This window comes from Jiangella asiatica, from assembly GCF_004349065.1.
In the GTDB taxonomy this organism is placed as follows: Bacteria; Actinomycetota; Actinomycetes; order Jiangellales; family Jiangellaceae; genus Jiangella; species Jiangella asiatica.
Genome location: NZ_SMKZ01000021.1, coordinates 1 through 24,054, shown reverse-complemented (window position 1 = coordinate 24,054; position 24,054 = coordinate 1). Strand labels below are relative to the sequence as shown.

Here is a 24,054-nt window from a genome sequence, read left to right as displayed (position 1 = left end):
AATGATCACGTTCAGCACGAGATTTCGTGTCGCACCATGCTCGCAATCATGGTGAGGCACGGGTGATCCTGCTGGACGTGATCATTTCGGGTTCTGGCCGAGCGATTCCGCGCGCGGCCGGGGTTGACCGGAGGCGTCGCTGGCCCTAATGTCCTCGCAAGGTCATGAAACGATTCAGTACCTGGGAGGACGCCGTTGTCCGCAGCCGGGAACACGTCCGATACCGGTCAGCAGCCAGCTCGCCCCGTGGTGACCCTCAGCGGTGTGACCAAGGCGTTCGGCGCTGTCATGGCCCTGCGCGACGCGCGGCTGGAGCTGTTCCCCGGTGAGGCGCACGCACTGGTCGGCGAGAACGGTGCCGGCAAGTCCACGCTGATCAAGATCCTGGCCGGGGTGCACCGGCCCGACGCCGGTGTCGTCACCGTCGGCGGCCAGCCGGTCGAGTTCACGAACACCGCGGCGGCCAAGGACGCCGGCATCGCCGTCATCTACCAGGAGCCCACGCTCTTCCCCGACCTGTCGGTCGCGGAGAACATCTTCGTCGGGCGGCAGCCGCGCGGACGGTTCGGCCTGATCGAGCGGGCCGAGATGCACCGCCACGCCACCGCCCTGTTCGAGCGGCTCGGTGTCCCGCTGGACCCGGACCGCCCGGCCAAGGGGCTCTCCATCGCCGACCAGCAGATCGTCGAGATCGCGAAGGCCATCTCCGTCGACGCCACCGTGCTGATCATGGACGAGCCGACGGCCGCGCTGTCCGGTGTCGAGGTCGAGCGGCTGTTCGCGGTGGTCCGCGGCCTGCGCGATGCCGGCGCGGCGGTGCTGTTCATCTCGCACCGGTTCGACGAGGTCGCGGCGCTGTGCCAGCGGGTGACGGTGATGCGCGACGGCGCCCACGTCTCGACCGACCTGTTGGCCGACGTCACCATCGACCAGATCGTGCGCCGGATGGTCGGACGCGAGCTCGGCGCGCTGTTCCCCAAGCAGGAGGTGACGCCCGGCGACGTCGTCCTGGAGGTCGACGGCCTGAGCCGCGCCGGCGTCTATCTCGACGTGTCGTTCCAGGTCCGGGCCGGCGAGATCGTCGCACTGGCGGGCCTGGTCGGCTCCGGCCGGTCCGAGGTGGTGCAGGCGGTTTTCGGGGTCGACCCGCGCGACGCCGGCGTCGTTCGGGTCGCCGGCCGGGCGTTGCCCGCGGGCAACTCCAAGGCGGCCATGCGCGCCGGGGTGGCCCTGGTGCCCGAGGACCGCCGGCAGCAGGGGCTCATCCTCGATCTGTCCATCATGCGCAACGCGACCCTGGTCCGGCGCAACCGGCTGGCCCGGTTCGGCTTCCTCACCGGCGGCGCCGAGCGGCGTGAGGCCGCGGAGTGGACCCGGCGGCTCCAGACCCGCTACGGCCGCCTCACCGACCCCGCAGGCACGCTCTCCGGTGGCAATCAGCAGAAGGTGGTGCTGGCCAAGTGGCTGGCCACCGACCCGAAGGTGCTCATCGTCGACGAGCCCACTCGTGGCATCGACGTCGGCACCAAGGCCGAGGTGCACCGGCTGATGTCGCAGCTGGCCGCCGACGGGGTCGCCGTCCTCATGGTCTCTTCCGAGCTGCCTGAGGTCCTGGGCATGGCCGACCGGGTGCTGGTCCTCCGGGAGGGGCGGCTGGTCGGTGAGCTCAGCCGGGCGGAGGCGAGCGAGGAGTCGGTGATGTTCCTCGCGACCGGACAGGAGGCGGTGGCATGACCCTCCTGGCCCAGCCGACCGAGCCGGCCACCGGCCGCACGCGTACCGGCTCCACCGCGCTCGACCTGGTGCTGCGCTTCCGGGCGCTCGGCCTGGTCATCGCTCTGGCCGTGCTGGTGGCGGTCACGGCGGCGGTCAACTCGCGGTTCGTCGGGCAGCAGAGCATCCGCGACCTGTTGCTGTCCGCGGCGATCACCATGCTGCTGGCCGTCGGCATGACGGTCGTGGTGCTGACCCGCGGCATCGACCTCTCCGTCGGCTCGGTGCTCGGCCTCTCGGCATATGTCACGGCGGACTTCCTACAGAGCAACGCCGGCACGCCCGTTCCCGTCGCGATGCTGGTCGGCCTGGGCGTCGGTGCCGCCTGCGGTCTGGTCAACGGCGTCGTCATCCACGTCGGCAAGGTGCCGCCACTGGTGGCCACGCTGGGCACGCTCTACGTGTTCCGCGGCATCGTGTACTTCGTCGCGGGCGGTTCGCGCATCAACGCCTCGGACATGCCGCCGGGCTTCCTGGACTTCGGAACCGCCCGGTTCGCCGGAATCCCGTACCTGATCATGGTCTCGTTGGTGGTGCTGGTGCTGATCGGGGTGTTCTTGTCCCGGTACCGCGCCGGCCGGGACATGTACGCGCTCGGGTCCAGCCCGGAGGCCGCCCGACTGGCCGGCGTCCCAGCCGGTCGCCGGCTGCTCACCGCGTACGTGCTGTGCGGCGCGCTTGCCGGGCTCGGCGGCGTCCTGCACGCGGCCCGGTACGGCACGGTCGACGCCTCGGCCGGCTCCGGGCTGGAGCTGTCGGTGGTGGCGGCCGTCGTGGTCGGCGGCGTCGCGATCTTCGGCGGCAGCGGCACGGTGTACGGCGCGGCGCTGGGTGCGCTGCTGCTGACGGTTATCAGCAACGCGCTGCCGGTGCTGAGCATCGACCAGTTCTGGCAGCAGGCCATCGTCGGCGCACTGATCCTCGGTGCCATCGGCCTGGACCGCTTCGTCGGACTGCGGGTCGCGGCCTCCCTGCGGACGAAGGACTCCCATGTCGACTGAGACCGCGCCGGACCGCATCACCGCCACCCGGCCGGCGTCCGGGCGGCTGCGCTCCGGCCGCCTGATCGGGTGGGACGGTGCCATCGTCCTGGTGACGTTGGTGTTCATCGCGGTCGCCGCGGTCACGGTGGAGCACTTCGGCACTTCACGCAACGCCGGCTTCCTGATCCTGGACCTGACGCCGGTGCTGCTCCTCGCGCTGCCGATGACGCTGATCATCGTCACCGGCGAGATCGACCTCTCCGTCGCCAGCATGGTGGGCCTGACCAGCTCGGCCATGGGCGTGATGTGGAACAACGGGCTGCCGCTGGAGACGATCATGCCGCTGTGCGTGGTGATCGGCGCCGTGCTCGGCGCGGTCAACGGCATCTTCGTCACCGCGCTCGGGCTGCCATCGCTGGCGGTCACCATCGGCACCCTCGCGCTGTACCGCGGGCTGGCGTACGTGCTGCTCGGCGACACCGCGGTGGCTGACTACCCGCGCGACTTCACCAGCTGGACCATCGGCAACATCGGCGCGTCGTCGGTGCCCAACGTGCTGATCCCGTTGATCGTCGTGTCCGGGATCTTCGCCGCCGCCCTGCACGCCACCCCGGTCGGCCGTTCGGTCTTCGCCGCGGGCGCCAACCCGACCGCCGCCGCGTTCGCGGGTATCCCGGTGGGCCGGCTCAAGTTCTGGCTCTACGTCGTCTCCGGCGCCGTCGCCGGGCTGGTCGGTGTGTTCTGGACGCTGCGCTACTCCAGCGCGCGCGCCGACAACGCCGCCGGCCTCGAGCTCACCGTCGTCGCGGCGGTGCTGCTGGGCGGCGTGTCGATCTTCGGCGGCAAGGGCACGCTGCCCGGCGTGGTGGCCGGTGTCGTGCTGCTGACTTCACTGCAGAACGCGCTGCGCCTGGCCAGCGTCTCGACCGAGGCGCTCACGGTCGTCACCGGCTCGTTGCTGATCGTGTCCGTCCTCGCCCCCAACGTCGTCACCTCGGCACGGGCCGCACTGGCCCGCCGGCGTGCACGTCTGCGTATGACACCGACGTCCTAGCACCACCTGAGAAAGGAACCGCCCATGTTCGCCAGTCGAGCCCGCCGGACTCGTGCGGTCGTGCCGGTCGCCCTGGGCCTGTCCCTGGTGCTGACGGTCGCCGCCTGCGGTGGCACCACCCAGGACAGCTCCAACGACGACGACGGCGGGGGTGACGGCGAGTCCGCGGCCGCCGCCGACCCCGACGCGGAGTTCGCGCCCGACCTGTCCATCGCGATGCTCCCCAAGTCGGTCAACAACCCGTACTTCGAGGCGTCCAGCGAAGGCGCCCAGGCCGCCGTCGACGAGCTCGGCGGCGAGTACGAGTACACCGGACCGTCAGACACCTCGGCGTCGTCGCAGGTGAGCTACATAAACACGCTGAGCCAGCAGTCGGCTGACGTCATCCTGCTTTCGGCCAACGACCCCAACGCGCTGTGCTCCTCGCTGGAGCAGGCCAGGTCGGCCGAGACGTACGTCGTCACGTTCGACTCCGACGTCGACCCCGGCTGCCGCGACGTGTTCGTCAGCCAGGTCGACAGCGACGAGGTGGGCCGCGCGCTCATCGAGATGGCGTCGGAGCAGATCGGCGGCGCGGGCACGGTGGCGATTCTCTCCGCCACCGCGAACGCGACCAACCAGAACGCGTGGATCGCTGTCATCGAGGAGGAGCTCGCCTCCAACCCCGACTACGCCGAGATCGAGCTGGTCGGCGTCGTGTACGGCGACGACGAGGACGAGAAGTCCTTCCAGGAGACCCAGGGCCTGCTGCAGGCCAACCCCGACCTCGGCGCCATCATCTCGCCGACGACGGTGGGCATCGCGGCCGCCGCCCGGTACCTGTCTGGGTCGGAGTTCAAGGGACAGGTCGCGCTGACCGGCCTCGGCACCCCGAACCAGATGCGCGAGTTCGTCAAGGACGGCACGGTGACGGAGTTCGCGCTCTGGGACCCGACGGCGCTCGGCGAGCTGGCCGCCTACACCGGCGCGGCGATCGCGTCGGGCATCATCACCGGCGCCGAGGGCGAGACGTTCACCGCCGGGGAGCTGGGCGAGTACACCGTCGGCGCGGACGGTGTGGTGACGCTGGGCCCGCCCACCCGGTTCAACGCGGACAACATCGACGACTTCGACTTCTGACCCGATCTTCCCCGACGACGAGGAGGAACGCATGACCACCTCGACTACGGAACGGTCGTCGCTCGCCCATGATGACCTACGACTGCTGCGGCTGATCTCGCAAGGGCTGCCGCTCGATGCCGTCGGCCGCCGGTTGAGCTTCTCCGACCGGACGATCCGGCGCCGCACCCGGGCCATCTGCGACCGGCTCGGCGTCGGCACCCCGATCGAAGCGGTGGTCTGGGCGGCCCGGCGCGGCCTGCTCTGACCACGCCCTCCCGTGATCATCAACCGGTGGCGACGCTATGACGTCGCCCACGGTTGATGATCACGGGGAGGAGTCGGTACCTGTCAGCTTTCACCCGGGAGGTCGAAAATGAATCGTTCCATTCCGGTGCGCCGCTCGGCGGTGCTGATCGCGGTGGCGGCGCTGGTCGCCGTCACCGCCGCGGCCGGCCGGGCCGCTCCCGCCGACGCCGATCCGGGGACGGCCGGCCGGGCACCACTCGCGCCCGCCGAGCTCACCGTCGGCGACCGCGTCCAGCCGCTCAACGTCGAGGGGACGCCGTCCTTCGGCTGGCTACCGCGCGACCGCGACCCCGGCGAGGTGCAGACCGCGTACCAGCTGATCGTGCGGGACGTTACGGGAGAGGACACCGTCTGGGACAGCGGCAAGGTCGCCTCCGCCGAGCAGTCCTACGTGCCGTACGCGGGACCGTCGCTCGACGCCGGCACCGCCTACACCTGGAGCGTCCGCACGTGGGACCGCACCGACCGGCCGTCGCCATGGGCCGAGGCGGCCAGGTTCGAGACCGGCATCCCCAACGACGGGTGGGACGGCGCGCAGTGGATCCAGCGCGCGCCGGGCGGCCGGAGCCCACTGGAGATCGTCGACGGCCGGGTGCGGGTGACCGGCGGCGACATCACGCTCGCCGACATGGACGCCACCGCGACCGACTACACGGTCGAGCTGACGGTGCGCCCGCACACCCGCGGCGCCGGCTGGACGTTCCGCAGCCCGGACCGGCGCAACGGCTACCTCTGGCAGCTGGTGCCTGGGGAGGGTCTCAACACACACCTGCACCGCAACGGGTCGTCCACCCGGCTGGCGTCGGTGCCGCTGACGATCGTCGCCGGTACCGACTACCAGGTCCGCATGGAGATCGCCGGCTCCACGTTCCGCACGTACGTCGACGGCGTTTTGGTCGACGAGTACGAGGACGCCACCTTCGCCGCCGGCGGCATCGGGCTGCGGGAGGCGTCGAACGAGATCGGCGAGTTCGACGACATCGAGGTCACCGCGCCGGACGGCACGGTGCTGTTCTCCGACGACTTCGCCGGCGACCTCTCCAAGTGGGTCGCGGCACCGCCGTCGCGGCAGCCGGACGAGTGGACGCTGGCCCGCACCGAGGTGGCGCTGCGCGACGAGCCGGTCACCCAAGCCCGGGCCTACGTCGCCGCCAGCCACACGTACGAGCTGTACGTCGACGGGCAGCGGGCCGACCGCGGCCAGTCCTTCGCGTACAGCGGCGAGAACTACTACCAGGCCAGCGACGTCACCGCGCTGGTCGACGGGAAGGACGAGATCGCCCTCGGCGCGATCCTGCACTGGTACGGCGGCGGCCAGGGCCGGCCGGCCGGAGAGCCGGGGTTGTTGGTGCGGCTGGTGGTGGAGTACGCCGACGGTTCGGAGCAGGTGGTGGTCAGCGACGGGTCGTGGAAGGTCACCGAGGGTCCCTACGTCGCGACGTCCCGGCGCAACGGTGAGGGCGACTACATCGAGCACCTGGACGCCCGCCGGGTCCCTGCCGGCTGGGGCCGGCTCGGCTTCGACGACGCGGCGTGGGCCGACGCCGTCGTCCTCGGGCCACACCCGACGGCGCCGTTCACTCACCTGACCGGCCAGGAGACCCGGCTGACGGAGACAACGGCCGAGCCGGTCGCGCTGCTTACCGCGGCCGACGGCACCCCGGTGATCGACTTCGGGGTGGTGATCCCGGCCCGGCCGGTGGTCCGCTTCGACGACGGCGTCGCCGGCCGCACAGTGCCCATGCGGGCCGGCTACACGCTCACCGACGACGGCCGGGTCGCGACGTCGACGCTGCTCAGCCAGGGCACGAACATGAGCTTTCCGTACACGCAGGTCGACGGCGCGCAGGAGTTCCGCGCCTTCACCCACCTCGGCTTCCGCTACCTGGAGCTGCCCGACGCCGGCGAGGAGATCACGCTGGACGACGTCGAGGCAGTCGTCGTGCACACCGACACCCCGGCCGGGCGGGAAGCGACGTTCGAGAGCTCGGACGACACCCTCGACGCGGTGTGGGACCTGATGGTGCGCTCGGCCATCTACTCGGTGCAGGAGGCGTTCGTCGACACCCCGACCCGTGAGAAGGGCCAGTTCCTCGGCGACGCGGTCAACATCTCCTACGCCACGATGGCCGCGTTCGGCGAGCGTGACGCCACCCAGCAGGCGATCCGCGAGTTCCTGAACTCCGCGAGCCGGTTCTGGTTCAGTGGCAACGACCTCGGCCGTTACAACGCCGTCTACCCCAACGGCGACGGCAAGCGCGACATCCCCGACTACTCGCTGATGTTCGTGGACTGGGTGTGGCGCTACTACCAGGAGACCGGTGACCGCGAGCTGCTGGCGCAGGCGTACCCGTCGGTGCTGAACACCGCCGACTACGTGCTGCGGCACATCCCGGAGACCGGGCCGACCGCGGGCTTGGTGACCCAGCTATCCGGCGGCAGCGGTGCCTACCAGTACGGCATCGTCGACTGGCCGGCACCGGGCCGGTTCGGTTACGACATGAGCGCCGCCGCACGCACCACCATCAACGCGCAGGGCGTGGCCGTGCTGCGTGACGCTGCTGCGATGGGCGCGGCTCTGGGCCGGCCCGAGGCCGAGACCACGCAGCTCACCGAGCACGCCGACCGGCTGGTCGAGCGGATGAACGAGACTTTGCGCCGGCCCGATGGCGTCTACGTCGACGGGCTGGCCGCCGACGGCAGCCAAAGCACGCACGCCGGGCAGCATTCCACCACCTATGCGATCGCACACGGCGTCGCGCCGGCGGCCGACCACGAGGCGCTGGCCGAGTACGTCGCCGGCCTCGGAATGAAGCAGGGCCCGATGACCGCGCACTGGATCCTGCAGGCGCTCGCCGACGCCGGCCGGCCGGATGCCGTGCTGGAGATGCTGACCGACGCCGACGACCTCGGCTGGGCGAACCTGCTCGCTCAGGACGCCACGTTCACCTGGGAGGCCTGGACGCTCGACCCGGGAACGAACTTCAGCCAATCGCACGGCTGGGGCGCGCAAGCCGTGGTCGACATCCAGCAGACGCTGCTGGGTGTGCGCACGACGAGCCCGGGCGCCGCCGCCGTCGAGATCGCGCCGCCGGGCGCTGGGCTGGACCAGGCCTCGGGCACGGTGCCCACCCAACGCGGCGACGTGACGGTGGCGTGGCGGCGGATCGGTGACGGGGTCCGGCTCGAGCTGGACGTGCCGGTCAACGTGACCGCCCGGGTCGCGCTGCCGGTCAGTGCCGGCATCACCTATCGGGCCGACGGGCGCAGCCCGGCCACTTATCTGGGCGTCGAGGACGGCCGGGCGATCTTCGAGGTCGGCTCCGGACACTCGGTCTACCAGCCCGTTCGCAGCACGGAAGGAGCCCGCCGATGACGACGATGCCGCTGCGTTCTGGGGCCCGGATCGCCCTGGTGATGGTGCTGGTAACTGGTGTGGCCATGCTGGTTGTCCCGGTGTCGTCGACGGCGCGGGGCACCGGCGGCGAGGTCGCCGTCGTCGACCCCCGGGTGGAGTACCGGACCAACCCGCTCGGGCTGGACGTGCCGGTGCCGCGGTTCAGCTGGCGGCTGGAGTCCGATCGGCGGGCGCAGGCGCAGAGCGCGTACCGGATCCTCGTCGCGTCCAGCGCCGCGGAGCTGGCGGCCGGCCGGGGCGACGTCTGGGACAGCGGCCGGGTGGAGTCGGCCCAGGCGCACCTGGTCGAGTACGGCGGCCCGGCGCTGCGGCCGCGCACCCGGTACCACTGGTCGGTGCAGGTGTGGGACGCCGACGGCGGTGGGCCGGCGGCCGGCCCGGCCGGGTGGTGGGAGACCGGCCTGATGGACGACGACATCGGCGCGGCCTGGATCGGGCACCACATCGAGGAGCAGCTGCCGACCAGCAACGCCGAGCAGGACACCCCGGCCCGGCTGAGCGAGGACGTCACCCTCGGCCAGACCTTCACCACCGACCGTCCGTTCACCGCGGCGGAGGCCAAGGCGCCGACGTGGAACACCACCGGCTCGGCGGTCACGCTCACACTTCGTCACGATGGCCCCGACGGCGCCGAGGTCGCCCGCCAAGTCGTCGAGGACGTCGCCGACAACGCCTGGATCGGGATCAGCGTCACCGAGCCGCTGGAGCCAGGCGTCTACTACCTGGAGCAGTCCGCGCCGGTCGGGACCGTCGGCTGGTGGAGCCACAGCGGAGACGTCTACCCGCACGGCCAGGCCTTCGCCGGCGGCGCGCCGGTGGCGGGCGACCGGACCATCCGCTGGCAGCCGTCGCTCGCCGAGGCCGACGGGCGTACGCCGCAGCTGCGTACCGAGTTCGAGCTGGACAAGCCGATCGCCTCGGCCCGCGTCTACGCCAGCGCGCTGGGCGTCTACGACCTGGCGGTCAACGGTACGAAGGTGGGCGACCACCAGCTCGCCCCGGGTTGGACCGACTACCGCACCCGCGTGCAGTACCAGACGTTCGACGTCACCGAGCAGCTGCGCGAGGGCGGTAACGCGATCGGCGCCACGGTCGGCCCGGGCTGGTACGCCGGCCACGTCGCGATCTTCGGCCCGAACCAGTACGGCACGCAACCGTGGTTCATCGCCCGCTTGGAGGTCACCTACGCCGACGGCACCACCGACGTGGTTGTCACCGACGACTCCTGGCACTCGGCCACCGGGCCGGTGCTGCAGTCCGACCTGCTCATGGGCGAGACGTACGACGCGCGCAAGGTGACGGCGGGCTGGACCGAGGCCGGCTTCGACGACGGCGGCTGGCAGCAGGCGGTGGTCAACGACGACGCCACCGCCGAGCTGGTCTCCCAGACCGACCCGCCGGTGCGGATCACCCAGGAGATCACTCCGGTGGAGATCACCGAGCCGGAGGATGGCGTGTACGTGGTCGACCTCGGCCAAAACATGGTCGGCACGGTCCGGCTGCGCGTCGAGGGCGCGGCCGGGCAGACCGTGCGGCTGCGCCACGCCGAGGTGCTCAACCCCGACGGCACGATATACACCGACAACCTCCGCAGCGCCCTGGCCACCGACCACTACACGCTTGCCGGCGGCGGCGAGGAGGTGTACGAGCCGCGGTTCACGTTCCACGGGTTCCGCTACGTCGAGTTGACGGGCCTGACCGCGGCGCCCGGGCCGGGCACCGTCACCGGACTCGTCATGCACACCGACGCACCGATGACCAGCGAGTTCGAGTCGTCCGACCCGATGCTGGACCAGCTGTTCAGCAACATCACGTGGGGTCAGCGCGGCAACTTCTTGTCCATTCCCACCGACACGCCTGCCCGCGACGAGCGGATGGGCTGGACCGGCGACATCAACGTCTTCGTCGGCGCCGCGGCCTACAACATGGAGGTCGCGCCGTTCCTCGACAAATGGCTGCAGGACCTGCGCGACGCTCAGTTCGACAACGGCGCGTTCACCGACGTCGCGCCGATCGTCGGGTTCCTCGGCGGTGGCTCGGCCGGGTGGGGCGACGCCGGCGTCACCGTCCCCTGGACGCTGTGGCAGCGCTACGGCGACCTGCGGGTCCTCGAGGAGCACTACCCGGCGATGCAGGCGTGGATCGACTACCTGATCGAGCACTCGACCGGGTACCTGCGCCCGGCCGAGGGCTACGGCGACTGGCTCAACGTCGAGGACGAGACGCCGAAGGACGTCATCGGCACCGCGTACTTCGCGCACAGCGCCGCGCTGGTCGCCGAGCTCGCCCACGCGCTTGGCAAGGCCGACGACGCCGAACGCTACCGGCAGCTCGCCGCGGACGTCGCCGCCGCGTTCGCCACGGCATACGTCGACGCCGACGGCCGGGTCGAGGGCGACACCCAGACGGCGTACGTGCTGGCGCTCGGGTTCGACCTGGTGCCGGAGCAGCTGCGCGAGGCCGCGGCGGACCGGCTGGTCGAGCTGATCGCGGCGCGCGACTGGCACCTGTCCACGGGCTTCCTCGGCACCCCTGACCTGCTGCCGGTGCTGACCGAAACCGGGCACACCGACGTCGCCTACCGGTTGATCACCCAGGACACCTACCCGTCCTGGGGCTACCAGATCGCGAACGGTGCCACCACGATGTGGGAGCACTGGGACTCCCTCAAGCCGGACGGCACGTTCGAGAACCCGGCGATGAACTCCTTCAACCACTACGCCTACGGGGCCGTGGGCGAGTGGATGTTCGGCACCATCGCCGGGATCGAGCCGGCCGCACCCGGGTTCTCGCGGACGACCATCCGGCCGCGTCCGGGCGGCGGGCTGGATCACGCGTCGGCCACCTACCGGTCCGTCGCCGGCGACGTGCGCAGCGCCTGGCGGCAGACCGAGCGGAGCTTCGAGCTGGACGTGTCGGTGCCGGTCAACACCACCGCAGAGGTCTGGGTCCCGGCGGTGGCGGCCGGCGCGGTGACCGAGAGCGGCAGCCCGGCCGGCTCGGCCGAGGGTGTGGAGTTCGACCGGATGGCCGAAGGGTACGCCGTCTTCCGGATCCGCTCCGGCGACTACCGGTTCGTCTCGGACCACGTGCTCGGCCACCTGCACCTCGGCGACGAGGCCGGCGCCGAGCTGGGCGCGACGATCGACGCGGTCGCGGACGGCCTGACCGACGACCAGGCAGATCACCTGTGGGACCGGCACGCGGAGCTGGTGGCGGACGTCGACGCGGCCGTCGCCGGGGTCGAGGCAGCGGCCGGTGACGACGTCGTCGTACGTCAGGTGCAGCGAGCGCTTTCTGTGACCGGGCAGCTCACGGACTGGATCGACCGGCAGGCGGCCGCTGGTGAGCTGCCGCCGGGCCTGGCCGTCCCGCTCGCCTCGGCGGTGCGGCCGGTGCACGCGTCGCTGTCAGCGGCGAGCGCGCTGATCAGTGGGGTCACGGTGACGATGGCCGGGCCGGCGGCTGGGTCCGTCGTCGCCGGTGCCGCGGTCGAGGTCGCGGCCACCGTGCGCAACGACGGCGACCAACGAATCCAGGGCGTCCGAATCGAGCTGGGCGCGCCGGCGGACTGGCCGGTCGAGCCGGCCGGGCCGGACCGGGTCGCCTCGCTGGCACCCGGCGAGGAGTTCACCGCGCGGTTCTCCGTCGCCCCGCCGATTTCGCAACCGGTGGCGGCGGACCTGCCACTCACGGCGGAGGCGTCGTACCTGCACGCCGGCGGCCGCGTGGAGCTGCCAGCGTCGACGGAGGTCGACGTGCTGTCGCCGGTGACGTTCGGCGACGTCACGGCCGATCCGCGCATCGTCGACGAGCCGGGGACGCCGTCGACGGTGACGGCGGTGGTGACCAACCGGGCGGCCGGGCAGGTCGACGGGACCGTGCGGGCCTCGGTGCCCGGCGGGTGGAGCGTGGAGCCGGCCGAGCAGGCGTACCAGTTGGCCGCCGGTGAGAGCCGGCCGTTGACCTTCCGCGTCGTCCCGCCGGCCGAGCCGGTCGCTGGCGACGTCACGCTGACGGCGAGCTACGGCGCCAACGCGGGCGCGACCGCGTCGGTCCGGCTGACTCACTCGCTGGCCGCGTGGCTGTTCGACACCGACGGCGACCCGGAGGGCTGGCAGCCGGAGAACCACCTCACCGACCCCGAGGTGTCCGGCGGCGTGCTGCGCACCATGTCGTCCGGCGGCGACCCGTACCTGGTCAGCACGACGCCGCTGGACATCGACGGGGCCGACGGCGCCGTCGTCGAGGTGACCATGAGCGTCTCGGCCGACAGCGGCGCGCAGCTGTTCTGGACCACCGACGCCGAGCCGTTCTTCAGCGAGGGCAAGAGCACGAAGTTCGCCGTGACCGCCGGGAAGTCGCGGACCTACCGCGTCCCCGTCCGCGCGTTCGACGGGACGCTGACCGGCCTGCGGCTGGACCCGCTGGAGCGCGACGGGGAGATCGTCATCGACGCCATCCGGATCGTTCGCTGACCTCGGCTGCGCGGACTCCGACCTCTGACCCGCGGCCGCGGTCGTGGGTCAGAGGTCGGGGAAGGGGTCGCGCGGGAAGGCCCCGGCGCCGTCCAGCTCGGCGTCGGCGGCGTTGACCTGGGCGACGTACTCGTCCTCGATCTCGTAGACCCGCCCGCCCAGCTGGAACTGCGGCACCGAGTCACGTTCCACCGGGCCGAGCCGGGTGGTCCGCGGGTACTGGAGGTTGACCTCCTTCGGCCGGTCCCGCCGCAGCAGTCCGCCGATCAGGACGGCGATGCGCCGATCGGACACGACGACGAAGCAGTCGACACCGGAGGCGGCGGTGCCGAGCCACACGGCGGACACCGGGATGAGGTACGCGATGCGTTCGCCGGGCTCGAGCAGGTCCTGGCAGCGGCGGCGAACGGAAGGGGACACCGGCATCGGTCTCACCTCGCTTCGGGTGCGACGGCGTGGACGGCGTGACGGTGATCGCGCGGCCGTAGGATACCGCGTCCGGAAACGAGACGACCGATGACAGGGCGGGCGATTTCCCCCCGCGAACCGGACGCTCGTCGGCCGCACTGAATTCATGGAGTACGTCGGCCGAGTGCCCGCTGCGCCGCTCGACCGGTTCATCGACGACATTCAGGGCGACCGGGTGCTGCACCGCAGGTTCAGGGCGCGCCGCGAGTCCCGAGGCCGACCGCGTCACCCGCACGACGGTGATCCGTGCGAACCCCCGGCATCGGGGTAACAGCGGCCAGCCTCGTCGCGGTCCTCGGCAACGACGTGAGAGCGACATGGCACAATCCGGACAATTTCCGCAGTGCCATGTCGCGTTACGGCAGGATGCCGCTACTGTTTCCTCAGCATCGGTGTGGCTTTCGCCAAAGGCCGGTGAAAGATAGCCGGTCGCGCCGCCGCAGCATTGCGAACTGGTCGAGCACGTCCCCATTGTCGACGGAGCAAGGAGACGACTCATGACTCTGGAACACCCGATGAGCCGGCGCCGGCTGCTGACCATCAGCGCCGGAACGCTCGCCGCGGCGGCCTTCGCACCCGCGGCCTCAGCGATCGCGCAGCCGCTCGTGCCCAACGTGCCCGACCCGCTCGTGCCGCCGGGCAAACGGGGCACGATCCTGTACACGCAGCGCGACGCCACGGCCCGGCGCGGCATCTGGAACAACCCCGCGCCCACGATGGGCTACCTGGGTGGTCCGGCGTTCCCCGACGACCCCGACGACCTGGGGCCCCTGGTCCCGCTGCCGGGTGGGTTCCGTGAGGTGTTCCAGTTCCTCGCCGGCGTCGGGTTCAAGCAGGTGGAGTTCGCCGGGTACGGCCAGCACGCCGACAACCAGGGCGGCGCCCTGCCGGTGATCAGCCAGGGCGGCCAGCTGCTGCGGCAGAACTTCCCGGCCTACCTCGACTACGCGCGGGCGCTGCGCGGCTTCCTCGACGAGACCGGCCTCGAGGCCATCGGCAACCACGGGTTCATCCCGAACACCTGGCCGGGCGGCCCGAACGGTGGCATGACAGCCGACGACTACGACCGCTTCCAGGTCGAGCTGGAGTTCGCCGCCATCCTCGGGATGCCCTACATGGGCACCGGCGGCGACCCGACCGGCGGCGGCGCCAAGGAGGCGTGGGATCTGGCCGGGCAGAAGTGGGAGGCGCTCAACGACCTCGGCCGCGAGTGGCGCATCCACATCTACCCACACAACCACGCCGACGCCTACGGCTTCCTCCAGGACGGCCCACTGGTCGAGGTGACGGTGGACCGGGTGACCGGCGAGCCGCTGCCGGAGCCGATGATGGTGCGCGGCGAGTCCGGCATCCGCCGGATGCAGTACTACCTGGACATCACGCCCAGCACGAAGTGCCTCTGTGAGATCGACATCTACTGGGCGCACTCGGCGCAGCACCGGTTCCGGTGGTACTACGACTGGGACGGTCAGCGGCGCGAGAGCATCTTCAGCCCGATCGATCAGATCGCCGCCCAGCCGCTGCGGTACCCGCTGTACCACGCCAAGGACGGCGAGCGCCGCGACGAGCAGCCGCCCGGCGTGGGCGAGGGCTACCGGATGATCCCGTTCGGCGACCCGCGCAGCGACATCGACTACGACGCGATCTTCCGGCGCCAGCGGCCGCGCGGCTACCACAACCCCAACTACGAGGACGACACCGCTCCCGGCGGTGCCGCCGACCCCGGACGCTCGCTGCGGCATGCCCACATCAGCGGCCGCAACATGGCCGGCATGTCGCGCTGAGACTCCCCGGCCGGCCGGGACCAGACCCCGGCCGGCCGGGTGATCACCCCGTCGGTTGCAGGACGCGGGCGACGTAGTGTGGTGCCGGCTCGTCGGTGACGATGCGCCCGTCGGCGACCTCCACGACGCGGTCGACCCAGTGCAAGGACTGTGGCCGGTGGGTGACCACGATGGTCGTGCGGCCGGCCGAGGCCACCCGCATCGCCTGATTCACCTTCCGCTCGCTGGCCAGATCCAGGTTGGACGTCGCCTCGTCGAGGATCAGGATCGACGGGTCGCCGAGCAGTGCCCGCGCGAGGCAGACTAGCTGCCGCTGTCCGGCCGACAGCGACCGGCCGCGTTCGGCGACCACGTGGTGATAACCACCCGGCAAACGAGTGATGAACTCGTGCGCCCCGACGGCGCGGGCGGCCGCCTCCACCTCGGCATCGCTGGCTTCGGGCCGGGCGTAGGCGATGTTGTCGCGGATGGTGCGCGAGAACAGGAACGGCTCCTGCGGCACGTACCCGAGGTGCTGGCGGTAGGTGGTGATGTCGAGCCGGTCCAGCGGCCGGTCGTCGACGAGCAGCGAGCCGGCGGTCGGGTCGTAGAACCGCGCGACCAGCTTCGACAGCGTCGACTTGCCGGCGCCGGTGCGGCCGACGAACGCCACCCGCTGGCCGGCCGGGACGTGCAGGTCGACGTCGCGGATGGCGTCGGTCGAGGCGCTGGCGTAGCGCAGCCGCACCCGGTCGAAGCGCAGGTCGCCGGCGACGGCCCCGACGTGCTCGGCGTCCGGCCGTACCGGCGTGGACGTCTCCAGCGACAGCAGCCGGCGCACCCGCACCAGCCCGGTGCGCGCCCGCTGGTACACGTCGAACACCGAGGACAGCTGCTGGATGGGCGCGAAGACCTGGGCCAGATAGAGCAGGAACGCGATCAGCGTGCCCAGCGCCAGCGTTCCGGACTCGATGCGCTGCGCACCGACCCAGAGCACCGCGCCCACCGCCAGCACCGACAGCAGCTCGATGGTGGCGACATAGACGGAGGTCGCGTACAGCCCGCGCAGGCTGGCCCCCACGTACTGACGGCCGAGCGAGGCGAACCGCTCCAGGTTCACCGCCTCGCGCCGGAACGCGTACGTGATCCGGATGCCGGCCATGCTCTCCTGCACGTCGGCGTTGAGCGACGACAACAGCTCGCGGGCCTCGTCGTAGGCGACCGACGCGCGCCGCCGGTACCACCACGTGATGGCGGCGGCGAACGGCACGACACCCAGTACCACCAGGGCCAGCATCGGGTCCAGCGCGACGACGACCACCGTCATGCCGGCGAACGTGGCCAGGCTGACGACGGCGTTGATCAGGCCCACCTGGAACAGCTGGGCGATCGCGTCGACGTCGGAGGTCATGCGAGTCATGACCCGGCCGGCCTGGGTGCGGTCGTAGAAGTCGATGCCCAGCCGTTGCAGCTGGCCGAAGATGCGGATGCGCAGCGCCAGCAGCAGCCGCTCGGTGCTGCGGGTGGTCCACAGGAACCCGGTGCGCTGGTCCAGCCAGAGCAGCGCGACCAGGACCGCGGAAACGCCGCAGACAGTGAGCAGCGCCGGCACCGAGTCGCCGAGCATGCCGTCGTCAACGGCCCGCTGCACCAGCATCGGGTTGATCAGCATGATCGCGGCCTCGAGGATCACCAGCGCGAGGCCGACGACCAGGCCGCTGACGTAGGGCCGCAGGAACGACGGCAGCCGCAGCGGACCGGCGGCAGAGCTCTCCCGCTCCAGGTCGACACCGGGCGGATCGACGGGGTCGGGTAGCGCGGCGATGCGCGCGGCCACGGCCGGCGGCACGCTCATGCGCGGCCCGGGCAGTGACCCGGTGGCGTCCTGCCGAGACTCCCACGCCGACGCGGTGGTCTCGAACCACCCGGCCCGGGCCCGCGACATGAGATCGGTGGTGTCCGCGGCACCGTCGCCACCGGTGCCGTCGCCGAACAGGTCGCGGTACAGGGCGTTGCGCTCCAGCAGTTCGGCGTGGCTGCCCTCGTCGACCACCCGGCCGTCGTCGACCAGCACCACCCGGTCGGCCAGCCGCAGAGTGGACTCGCGGTAGGCGACCAGCAGCACGGTCCGTGAGGCCAGGAACGGCTCGAGATTCGCGTGGATGCGCTCCTCGACCTTGACGTCGACCGACGACGTCGCGTCGTCGAGCAGCAGGATGTCCGGCTCGGTCAGCAGTGCCCTGGCCAGCGCGACCCGCTGCCGCTGACCGCCGGAAAGCGTGATGCCCTGCTCGCCGACGACGGTGTCGTACCCGTCGGGCAGCGCGTCGATGAACTCGTCGGCCGCCGCGGCGCGGGCCGCGGCCCGGATGTCGTCCAGCGAGGCGTCCGGCCGGCCGTAGGCGATGTTCGCCGCGATCGTGTCGGAGAAGAGGAAGCTGTTCTCGAACACCACGCCGATGCGGCGGCGCAGCTCCGGCAGCGACCAGCGGCGCACGTCGATGCCGTCGACGGTGACCGTGCCCGCGTCGGCGTCGAAGAACCGCGGCAGCATCGACAGCGCGGTGGACTTGCCGCAACCGGACGGGCCGACCAGCGCCACCGTCTCGCCGGGCCGCACGTCCAGGGTGAAGCCGCGCAGCACCTGATGTCCGTCGCCGTCGGCGTAGGCAAACCGCAGCCGGTGGAACGAGACCGCACCGCCGTGCGCCGTGACGTCGGCCGGCCGCAGCGGCTCGGTGATCTCGGCCTGCAGGTCCAGCAGCTCGCCGACCCGCTCGGTGGCCGCGCGGCACAGCGGCGCGTTGGTGAGCACCATGCCGGCCACCCGGGCCGCGCCGATCAGTTCGGCCAGGTACCCGGTGCAGGCCAGGAAGACGCCGACGGTCAGCTGGCCGTTCATCACCAGCAGGCCACCGGCCAGCATCACCAGCACCTGGCCGAATAGCGGCGCGCCCTGCAGCGATGCCATGAACGGCGCGCGCATCCGGACCGCACGCACCCGGGCGCCGAACATGTCGAGCAGACTTCGGTGCAGGCGTTGCGTCTCGGCCGGCTGCTGGCCGAAGGCGCGCACCACCCGGACGCCGGTGACGGCCTCCTCGACCCGCGAGGTCATCTCCGCCTCCCGGTCCTGGGCGTCCCAGCCGGCGGCATAGACCTGGCGGCGCTGCCGGTTGGTCACCGCGAAGACCACCGCGATGACGGCGACCACCAGTGCCGCGATGATCGGCGAGAGCGCGAACATCACCGCGACGGCCAGCGCGGAGGACAGCAGGGACGCCGCCACCTGCGGGATGAACATCAGCAGCATGTGGACGTAGCGCAGGTCGCCGCTGATGCGGGAGACCAGCTGGCCGCTCTGCAACTGCGCGTGGCCGGTGAAGTCCAGCCGCTGCAGCGTGTCGTAGACGTCGCGGCGCAGGTCGTCCTGGATGCCGAAGCCGGTCCTGCCGCCGAGGTACCGCCACGCCGCCGACAGCACGAAGCGGGCGACGGCGAGACCCGCCAGCAGCAGGATCAGCGGCAGCAGCGGCGCGGTGCCGTCGACGATCGCCTCGTCGATCACCCTGCCCTGGGTGACCGGGAGCGCCGCGACGGTGATCGCCCACAGCAGCGCCAAGGCAACGGAAGCCAGCACCGTGCCGCGGTGCCGGAGGAGGTAGGGCGCCAGGCGGCGGAAGGTCCCTTGCGTTGAGGGTTCGGCTGACGGGGTGCCCGGCGGCGGCGTTGACGGCCGGGCGGACGTGTCGTGACTTGAGGGACGGGCGGACGCGGTGCGGCTGGGCACAGGGATCTCCCGGAGCAGCGGTCGGATTCAATGCCCCGATCGGGGCCGAGGACGATCCTACGCCCGTCTCCCGCGGCTGATCAACGGTCATTCCGCGCGCCGGACCGCGGTGGTCGCGCCGGCCGGCGAGTGGCAAAGGAGTGCCGTCGTCGGCCATGACATCGTGATCGACTTGGCGCCGGGACGCCTGAAAGAGCTGATCACGACTCAGCACTCGCGCGGTATGGAGTGGTGGATGCCGGCCGCGTCGGGGCGATGACCAGGTGACACATCGACGATCAGGTGCCCCACTCGGCGACCTGGGCAGGCGCCGAACCCACACCACCCAGTCCGCGCCAGCACGAGATTTCCCGTGCGACAATTCGGGTGAAAATGCGCTGATCACCGGTACACTCCCGCCAAGACTCAGCAGGCACGTTCGCCTGACGGTCAGGAACCGCGTGCCTGACCTCGCTGGCGATCGCGGCACACGTGCGATGTGGCCGCGGCCCGACGGCGCAGGTCTGTGCGACTCCTCGGGGGGAGGCGTCGAACGGTGCGCCACAGCATGTCCGCACTTCCGGCCGCGCCGACTCCGGCCTTCGATCTCGCGGATCTCCAGCTGCCCATCCCGGTCCAGCCCCGCCCGCCGCGACCGCATCGCGTGCGTGCCTGGTTCCGCGACCACGGCACCGACATCGCCCTGCTCGCGCCGCTGCTCGCCCTGGCCGGCACCGTCCAGGCCGTCGGGATGGACCGCAGCCCGGCCTTCTCCGACGTCGAGTCTCGGCTGGTCGTGGCGGCGGCCGGGACCGACCGGCCGGGATGGCCGGCGCTCGGCTGGCTGCCGATATCCGCCTGGGACCGGCTGACCGGCGCGTTCGACCGGGTCGACCACGCCGTGCTGGCCGGCCGCGAGGCGATGGTCGTGGTGACGGTGATCAGCGCGGCGCTGCTGTGGGCGCTGGCACGCCGGCTGGGCCTGCCGCGCGTGGCCGCCGTCGTCGCGGTCCTGATCTACGCGGTCTCCCCGCTGGCCGTGCACATCCACCGACTGGCCTCCGGCGACCACCCGGCGATGATGTGGACGCTGGCCGCGCTGGTGTTGGCGACCGCGCGGCGGCGGCAGGTGGTCGCATCCGCACTGGCAGGCGTGGCCAGCGTGTTCGCCGCCCTCGCCCAGCCGACGTTCTTGGTGCTGACGCCGTTCGTCGTCTGGATCATGTGGGACCGCACCCACTCGAGGATGCGTCGACGGGCCTTGGCGGCCACGGGCGCGGTGCTCGCGATGGGCGGCTACGCCTACATCTTGATCGCCGTCGTCGGGCGGGAACCCGAGCCCGGGGCGGAGGACCCGGCCCTGTGGTGGAGCCTCGACCCGGTGCTGTTCGTCGCGGCGGCCGTAGCCGCGCTCGGCGCTCTCGCCATCCGGGAGCTGCGGCCGGTGGGCGGTGCGCTGGCGCTGATGTTCGCGTTCCTGGCGCTGCCCAGCCCGTCGACGCCGGTCGCGCCGATGGTCGCGGCGGTGGCGCTGGCCAGCGGCGTCATCCCGGCGGCGGTGCACCGGTTGGTGGTCCTGCTGCGGGAACGCCGCGGTGAGCACGACGCCGTCCCGCTGACCATCATGTCCGCGACCGCGGTGACCGTTGTCACGGTTGCGGCCGCGGTGACCTGGCCGGGTGGGCTGCGCGAACTCGCCGGCACCGACCGGAACGACGCGATCGGCGACGTGGCCGGGTGGCTGGAGGCGAATCTGCCGCCTGGCAGCCGCCTGATCGCCGACCGGACCCTGTGGGTCGACCTCGGCGGCGACGGTTCAGCCGCCGGCGCCGTCGTGCCGTTCGACGAGTTCGCGGTCGAGCCGGAGCTCCAGCCCGCCATCGGCTCGGCACCGGAGCCGGCCGCGGGCGTGGGCCAGGACGGGACCTGGCGGACCTTCGACTACATCGTGGTGACGCCGGCGCTGCGCGCGGACGAGACGGACCGGCCCGCGATCGAGCGGGCCCTCTCGGAGTCCAGTCTCGTGGCCGCGTTCGGCGCTGATGGCCGGCGCATCGAGATCCGCCAGATCCATCCGGCCGGCCTGGCCGCCGCCGAGGAACGCTTCGACGCCGACCGGCGCGCCACCAGGTACGCCGCCGACCAACTGCTGCGAAACGACGCCCTGCATTTCGCCGGCGATGCCGCGACCGTGGTGCGCGACGGGATGGTGGACCCGAGGATCGTGCTGGTCCTCGGCCAGCTCGCCGGCGTGCGTGAGCTCACCGTCTCTCTCCCACCGGTCCCCGGCGAGCACGACGGCCCGCGCCGCCGCCTGACGCTCTCCGACATCGGCACGGACGACGAGGCCGCCCGGCTCGGCCTGTGGCTGCTCGGCCAGCAGGAGCCCTTCACCCCCTCCGGCGTGGAGGTCGACGGCGGCGACGTCGTCGCGACCTACCCATTGCCGGCACCGCACGGACTGCTCCCCGACTCACCTGAGATCGACAATTGACTAGGAGTTCGACATGAGCCGTATCGCAAGGTCCTTGGCCGCCGTCGCCGGCGCCGTCCTGCTCGCCGCCGGTACGGCCGCCACCGGCCACGCAGCCGGGGAACCGGAGTCCGGCGGTTGGATCCGCCTGGCCCATCTCTCGCCGGACACGCCCGAGGTCGACGTGAGCCTGACCGGCCTCGACGGCGAGTCGGTCGTGGAGTTGCAGGACGTCGGCTACGGCGACGTGTCGAACTACGGGCGGCTGCCGGCGGGCACGTACACCGCGGCGATGCGCCCGGCCGGTGCACCGCCGGACTCCGAGCCGGTGATCACGCAGGCGGTGGAGATCGAGGACGGCGTCGCGATCACGGTCGCCGCCGTGGGCCTGAACGCGGACCTGTCCGGTCGAATCTTCGTCGACGACCTCACGCCGCCGGCCGACGGGCAATCGCGGGCGCGGCTGATCTCGGCCGCCGTCTCGTCGCCCGCGGTGGATGTCACCACCGACACCGGGGTCGTGCTCGCCGACCAGGCGGAGTTCGGCACCGCCACCGGGTACACCGAGGTGGCCGGCGGCCGCTGGACCCTGGAGCTCAGCAGCGAGGCCGGCACCGGGTCCACGACGGTGGACCTCGCCGCCGGGACCGTGAACACGCTGTTCGTGCTGGATGTCGACGGTGCGCTGTCGGTCGTCGGCGTCGTCGACAGCACCGGCACGGCGGCCGCGCCCGCCGGCGGGATCGAGACCGGTGGCGGCGGGCTGGCCCGGCCGGACGGCCCGCCCACGATGCTTGTGCTGGGCGCAGCCGCTGCCGCTCTGGTGGTGGCCGGCGTCGGTGGCACGTGGCTGCGGCGGCTACCGGCTGCGTGACCATGAGCACGCCGGGACGGGTCGCCGTGTTGCTGGCGGTCCTGCTGGCGGCCGGCGGCTGCGCCGGCGACGACCCGGTGCCGGCCGTCGCCGGGGCCGGGCCGGACGCCGTCGAGGTTCCGACGGCCACCGCGACGCCGCCCGCCAACACCGTCAGCCCGGAACCGATCGCTACCGGTGAGACCGGACCGCGGCCGATCCCGGACGACGACACCGTGCCGGTTCGGCTGGTGATCGAGGCCATCGGCGTCGACAGCGCGCTGGAGACGCTGGAGCGCGACGGCGACGCCCGGCTGCGAGCGCCGGTCGACTGGCAGTCCGCCGGCTGGTTCGCCGGCGGGCCGGTGCCGGGGGAGCCCGGCCCGGCCGTGATCGCCGGCCACGTCGACTCCCCGGACGGTCCCGCTGTCTTTGCCGCCCTGGACGAGCTGCGTCGCGGCGACAGGATCATCGTCGCTCGCAGCGATGGCGTCGAGGTCGAGTTCGAGGTGGACGGCAGCCGCACTGTCGCGCAGGCGGACTTCCCGACCGCCACCGTCTACGGCCCGGTGCCCGACCGTCAGCTGCGGCTGATCACCTGCGACACCTTCGACCAAGCCAGCGATCGATACGTCGACAACCTGGTCGTTTTCGCCACCATGGTCGGCGGCCCCGGCATGCTGCCGGGTCAGGACCAGTAGACGATGACGTCGTCACCGACGTTCACCTGCCCGAACAGCGACTTGATGGCGTCGCGGTCGCGGACGTTCACACAGCCGTGGGAGCCGCCGTTGTAGCCGTTCTGGGCGAAGTCCGGCGAATAGTGCACGGCCTGGCCGCCGCTGAAGAACATCGCGAACGGCATTGGGGTGTCGTAGAGCGACGACACGTGGTCGCGCGACTTCCAGTACACCTCGAACTCACCCTCGCGAGTGGGCGTCAGTTCGGTGCCGAACCGCACGTCCAGCGTCATGCGCACCTCGCCGTCGACCACCCAGCGCAGCGTGTTGGTGTTCTTGTCGATGCACAGCACCCGGCCGGTCAGGCACCGCTGGTCGAGGCCGTCCTCGCTGCCGCCGTCGTTCTCCGGCTCCCGGTTGTGCAGCTCGTCGTCGGTGGGCTCGCGGGTCATCTCGACGATCTTGTCCCAGGTGCGCTGGTCGACCTCGCCGGTGGCGGGGAAACCGCGCTTGTCCTGGAAACCCTCGACGGCGGCAGCGGTGGCGTCGCCGTAGGTGTCGGTGACCTCGCCGCTGAACCAGTCGATCTGCTTGAGGCGTGCCTGGAGCTCGCGCACCTCGTCGCCGGTGTCGCCCGGGCCGAGAATGGTGGGGCCGGCGACCAAGCGGTTGTGCATCTCGTCGTCGGTAGGGGTGCGCGTCATGCCGACCAGCGCGTCCCAGGTGGCCTGGTCGACCTGGCCGGTCTCCGGCAGGTTGCGCTTGCCCTGGAACCCGGTGACCGCCGCGACCGTGACCTCGTCGTACTCGCCGGTGACGTCGCGCGCGTACCAATCGATCTGTTTGAGGCGCGATTGCAGCTCGCGCACCTGGTCGCCGCTGGCACCCGGCGCCATCAGCGCGGTCGGGGTCGGCGTGGGGGTGGGCGTCGTGGC

Annotated in this window: 14 protein-coding genes and 2 pseudogenes; 13 read left to right on the top strand and 3 right to left on the bottom strand. The window is 71.8% G+C overall.

Features of this window, described 5'->3' with window-relative positions; genetic code table 11:
- Window positions 1-288: 288 nt before the first annotated feature.
- The 9 genes and pseudogenes from E1269_RS15735 (at window position 289) to E1269_RS34305 (ending at window position 13,113) form a co-directional block, all read left to right on the top strand.
- Window positions 289-1,734, top strand: coding sequence for a sugar ABC transporter ATP-binding protein (locus E1269_RS15735; RefSeq protein ID WP_131896306.1), 1,446 nt, complete (start codon window positions 289-291; stop codon window positions 1,732-1,734).
- On the top strand, window positions 1,731-2,774 hold the full coding sequence (locus tag E1269_RS15730) for an ABC transporter permease (protein ID WP_131896139.1): 1,044 nt from the start codon (window positions 1,731-1,733) through the stop codon (window positions 2,772-2,774). The genes E1269_RS15735 and E1269_RS15730 overlap by 4 nt, the downstream gene beginning before the upstream one ends.
- Window positions 2,764-3,810, top strand: a complete 1,047-nt coding sequence (locus tag E1269_RS15725; RefSeq protein ID WP_131896137.1) for an ABC transporter permease — start codon at window positions 2,764-2,766, stop codon at window positions 3,808-3,810. The genes E1269_RS15730 and E1269_RS15725 overlap by 11 nt, the downstream gene beginning before the upstream one ends.
- A 24-nt stretch (window positions 3,811-3,834) precedes the next feature.
- The gene (gene rhaS / locus E1269_RS15720) at window positions 3,835-4,929 is read left to right on the top strand and encodes a rhamnose ABC transporter substrate-binding protein (RefSeq protein ID WP_131896135.1); all 1,095 of its coding nucleotides are present in this window, start codon (window positions 3,835-3,837) and stop codon (window positions 4,927-4,929) included.
- Window positions 4,930-4,960: 31 nt separating this feature from the next.
- Complete coding sequence (locus tag E1269_RS15715; RefSeq protein WP_131896133.1) at window positions 4,961-5,176, top strand: helix-turn-helix transcriptional regulator; 216 nt, start codon at window positions 4,961-4,963, stop codon at window positions 5,174-5,176.
- A 108-nt stretch (window positions 5,177-5,284) separates the two neighbouring features.
- Window positions 5,285-8,593 carry a family 78 glycoside hydrolase catalytic domain gene (locus tag E1269_RS15710; protein ID WP_203433668.1) on the top strand — a complete coding sequence of 1,103 codons (3,309 nt, stop codon included), beginning with the start codon at window positions 5,285-5,287 and terminating at the stop codon, window positions 8,591-8,593.
- Window positions 8,590-9,033, top strand: a pseudogene (locus E1269_RS34560) (glycoside hydrolase family 78 protein); the annotation flags it as partial. The gene E1269_RS15710 and the pseudogene E1269_RS34560, both read left to right, overlap by 4 nt.
- Window positions 9,034-9,513: 480 nt before the next feature.
- A pseudogene (locus E1269_RS15705) lies at window positions 9,514-11,718 on the top strand (family 78 glycoside hydrolase catalytic domain); the annotation flags it as partial.
- A gap of 366 nt (window positions 11,719-12,084) precedes the next feature.
- Window positions 12,085-13,113, top strand: coding sequence for a COG1470 family protein (locus E1269_RS34305; protein WP_420810644.1), 1,029 nt, complete (start codon window positions 12,085-12,087; stop codon window positions 13,111-13,113).
- Between the two features lie 48 nt (window positions 13,114-13,161).
- Here E1269_RS34305 and E1269_RS15700 read toward each other — a convergent pair whose 3' ends face one another.
- Window positions 13,162-13,539, bottom strand: a complete 378-nt coding sequence (locus E1269_RS15700; RefSeq protein WP_131896129.1) for a hypothetical protein — start codon at window positions 13,537-13,539, stop codon at window positions 13,162-13,164.
- 539 nt (window positions 13,540-14,078) lie between these two features.
- Here E1269_RS15700 and E1269_RS15695 point away from each other — a divergent pair.
- Window positions 14,079-15,365 (top strand): sugar phosphate isomerase/epimerase family protein, encoded by a 1,287-nt coding sequence (locus tag E1269_RS15695; RefSeq protein WP_131896127.1) that lies wholly within the window; start codon window positions 14,079-14,081, stop codon window positions 15,363-15,365.
- Between the two features lie 43 nt (window positions 15,366-15,408).
- On the opposite strand, the gene E1269_RS15690 is transcribed toward E1269_RS15695, so the two are convergent.
- The gene (locus tag E1269_RS15690; RefSeq protein WP_131896125.1) at window positions 15,409-18,984 is read right to left on the bottom strand and encodes an ABC transporter ATP-binding protein; all 3,576 of its coding nucleotides are present in this window, start codon (window positions 18,982-18,984) and stop codon (window positions 15,409-15,411) included.
- 697 nt (window positions 18,985-19,681) lie between these two features.
- Between E1269_RS15690 and E1269_RS15685 the strand changes: the two genes are divergently transcribed.
- From E1269_RS15685 to E1269_RS15675, 3 genes are read left to right on the top strand one after another with little or no spacing between them, the layout of a single operon-like run.
- Window positions 19,682-21,607, top strand: coding sequence for a glycosyltransferase family 39 protein (locus tag E1269_RS15685; RefSeq protein WP_131896123.1), 1,926 nt, complete (start codon window positions 19,682-19,684; stop codon window positions 21,605-21,607).
- Window positions 21,608-21,620: 13 nt separating this feature from the next.
- Window positions 21,621-22,460 (top strand): DUF4397 domain-containing protein, encoded by an 840-nt coding sequence (locus E1269_RS15680; RefSeq protein WP_131896121.1) that lies wholly within the window; start codon window positions 21,621-21,623, stop codon window positions 22,458-22,460.
- A 2-nt stretch (window positions 22,461-22,462) separates the two neighbouring features.
- Complete coding sequence (locus E1269_RS15675) at window positions 22,463-23,140, top strand: sortase domain-containing protein (protein ID WP_131896119.1); 678 nt, start codon at window positions 22,463-22,465, stop codon at window positions 23,138-23,140.
- On the opposite strand, the gene E1269_RS15670 is transcribed toward E1269_RS15675, so the two are convergent.
- Window positions 23,128-24,054: L,D-transpeptidase family protein (locus tag E1269_RS15670; protein ID WP_203433665.1), on the bottom strand; the 927-nt coding region annotated here is incomplete at its 5' end. The genes E1269_RS15675 and E1269_RS15670 overlap by 13 nt on opposite strands.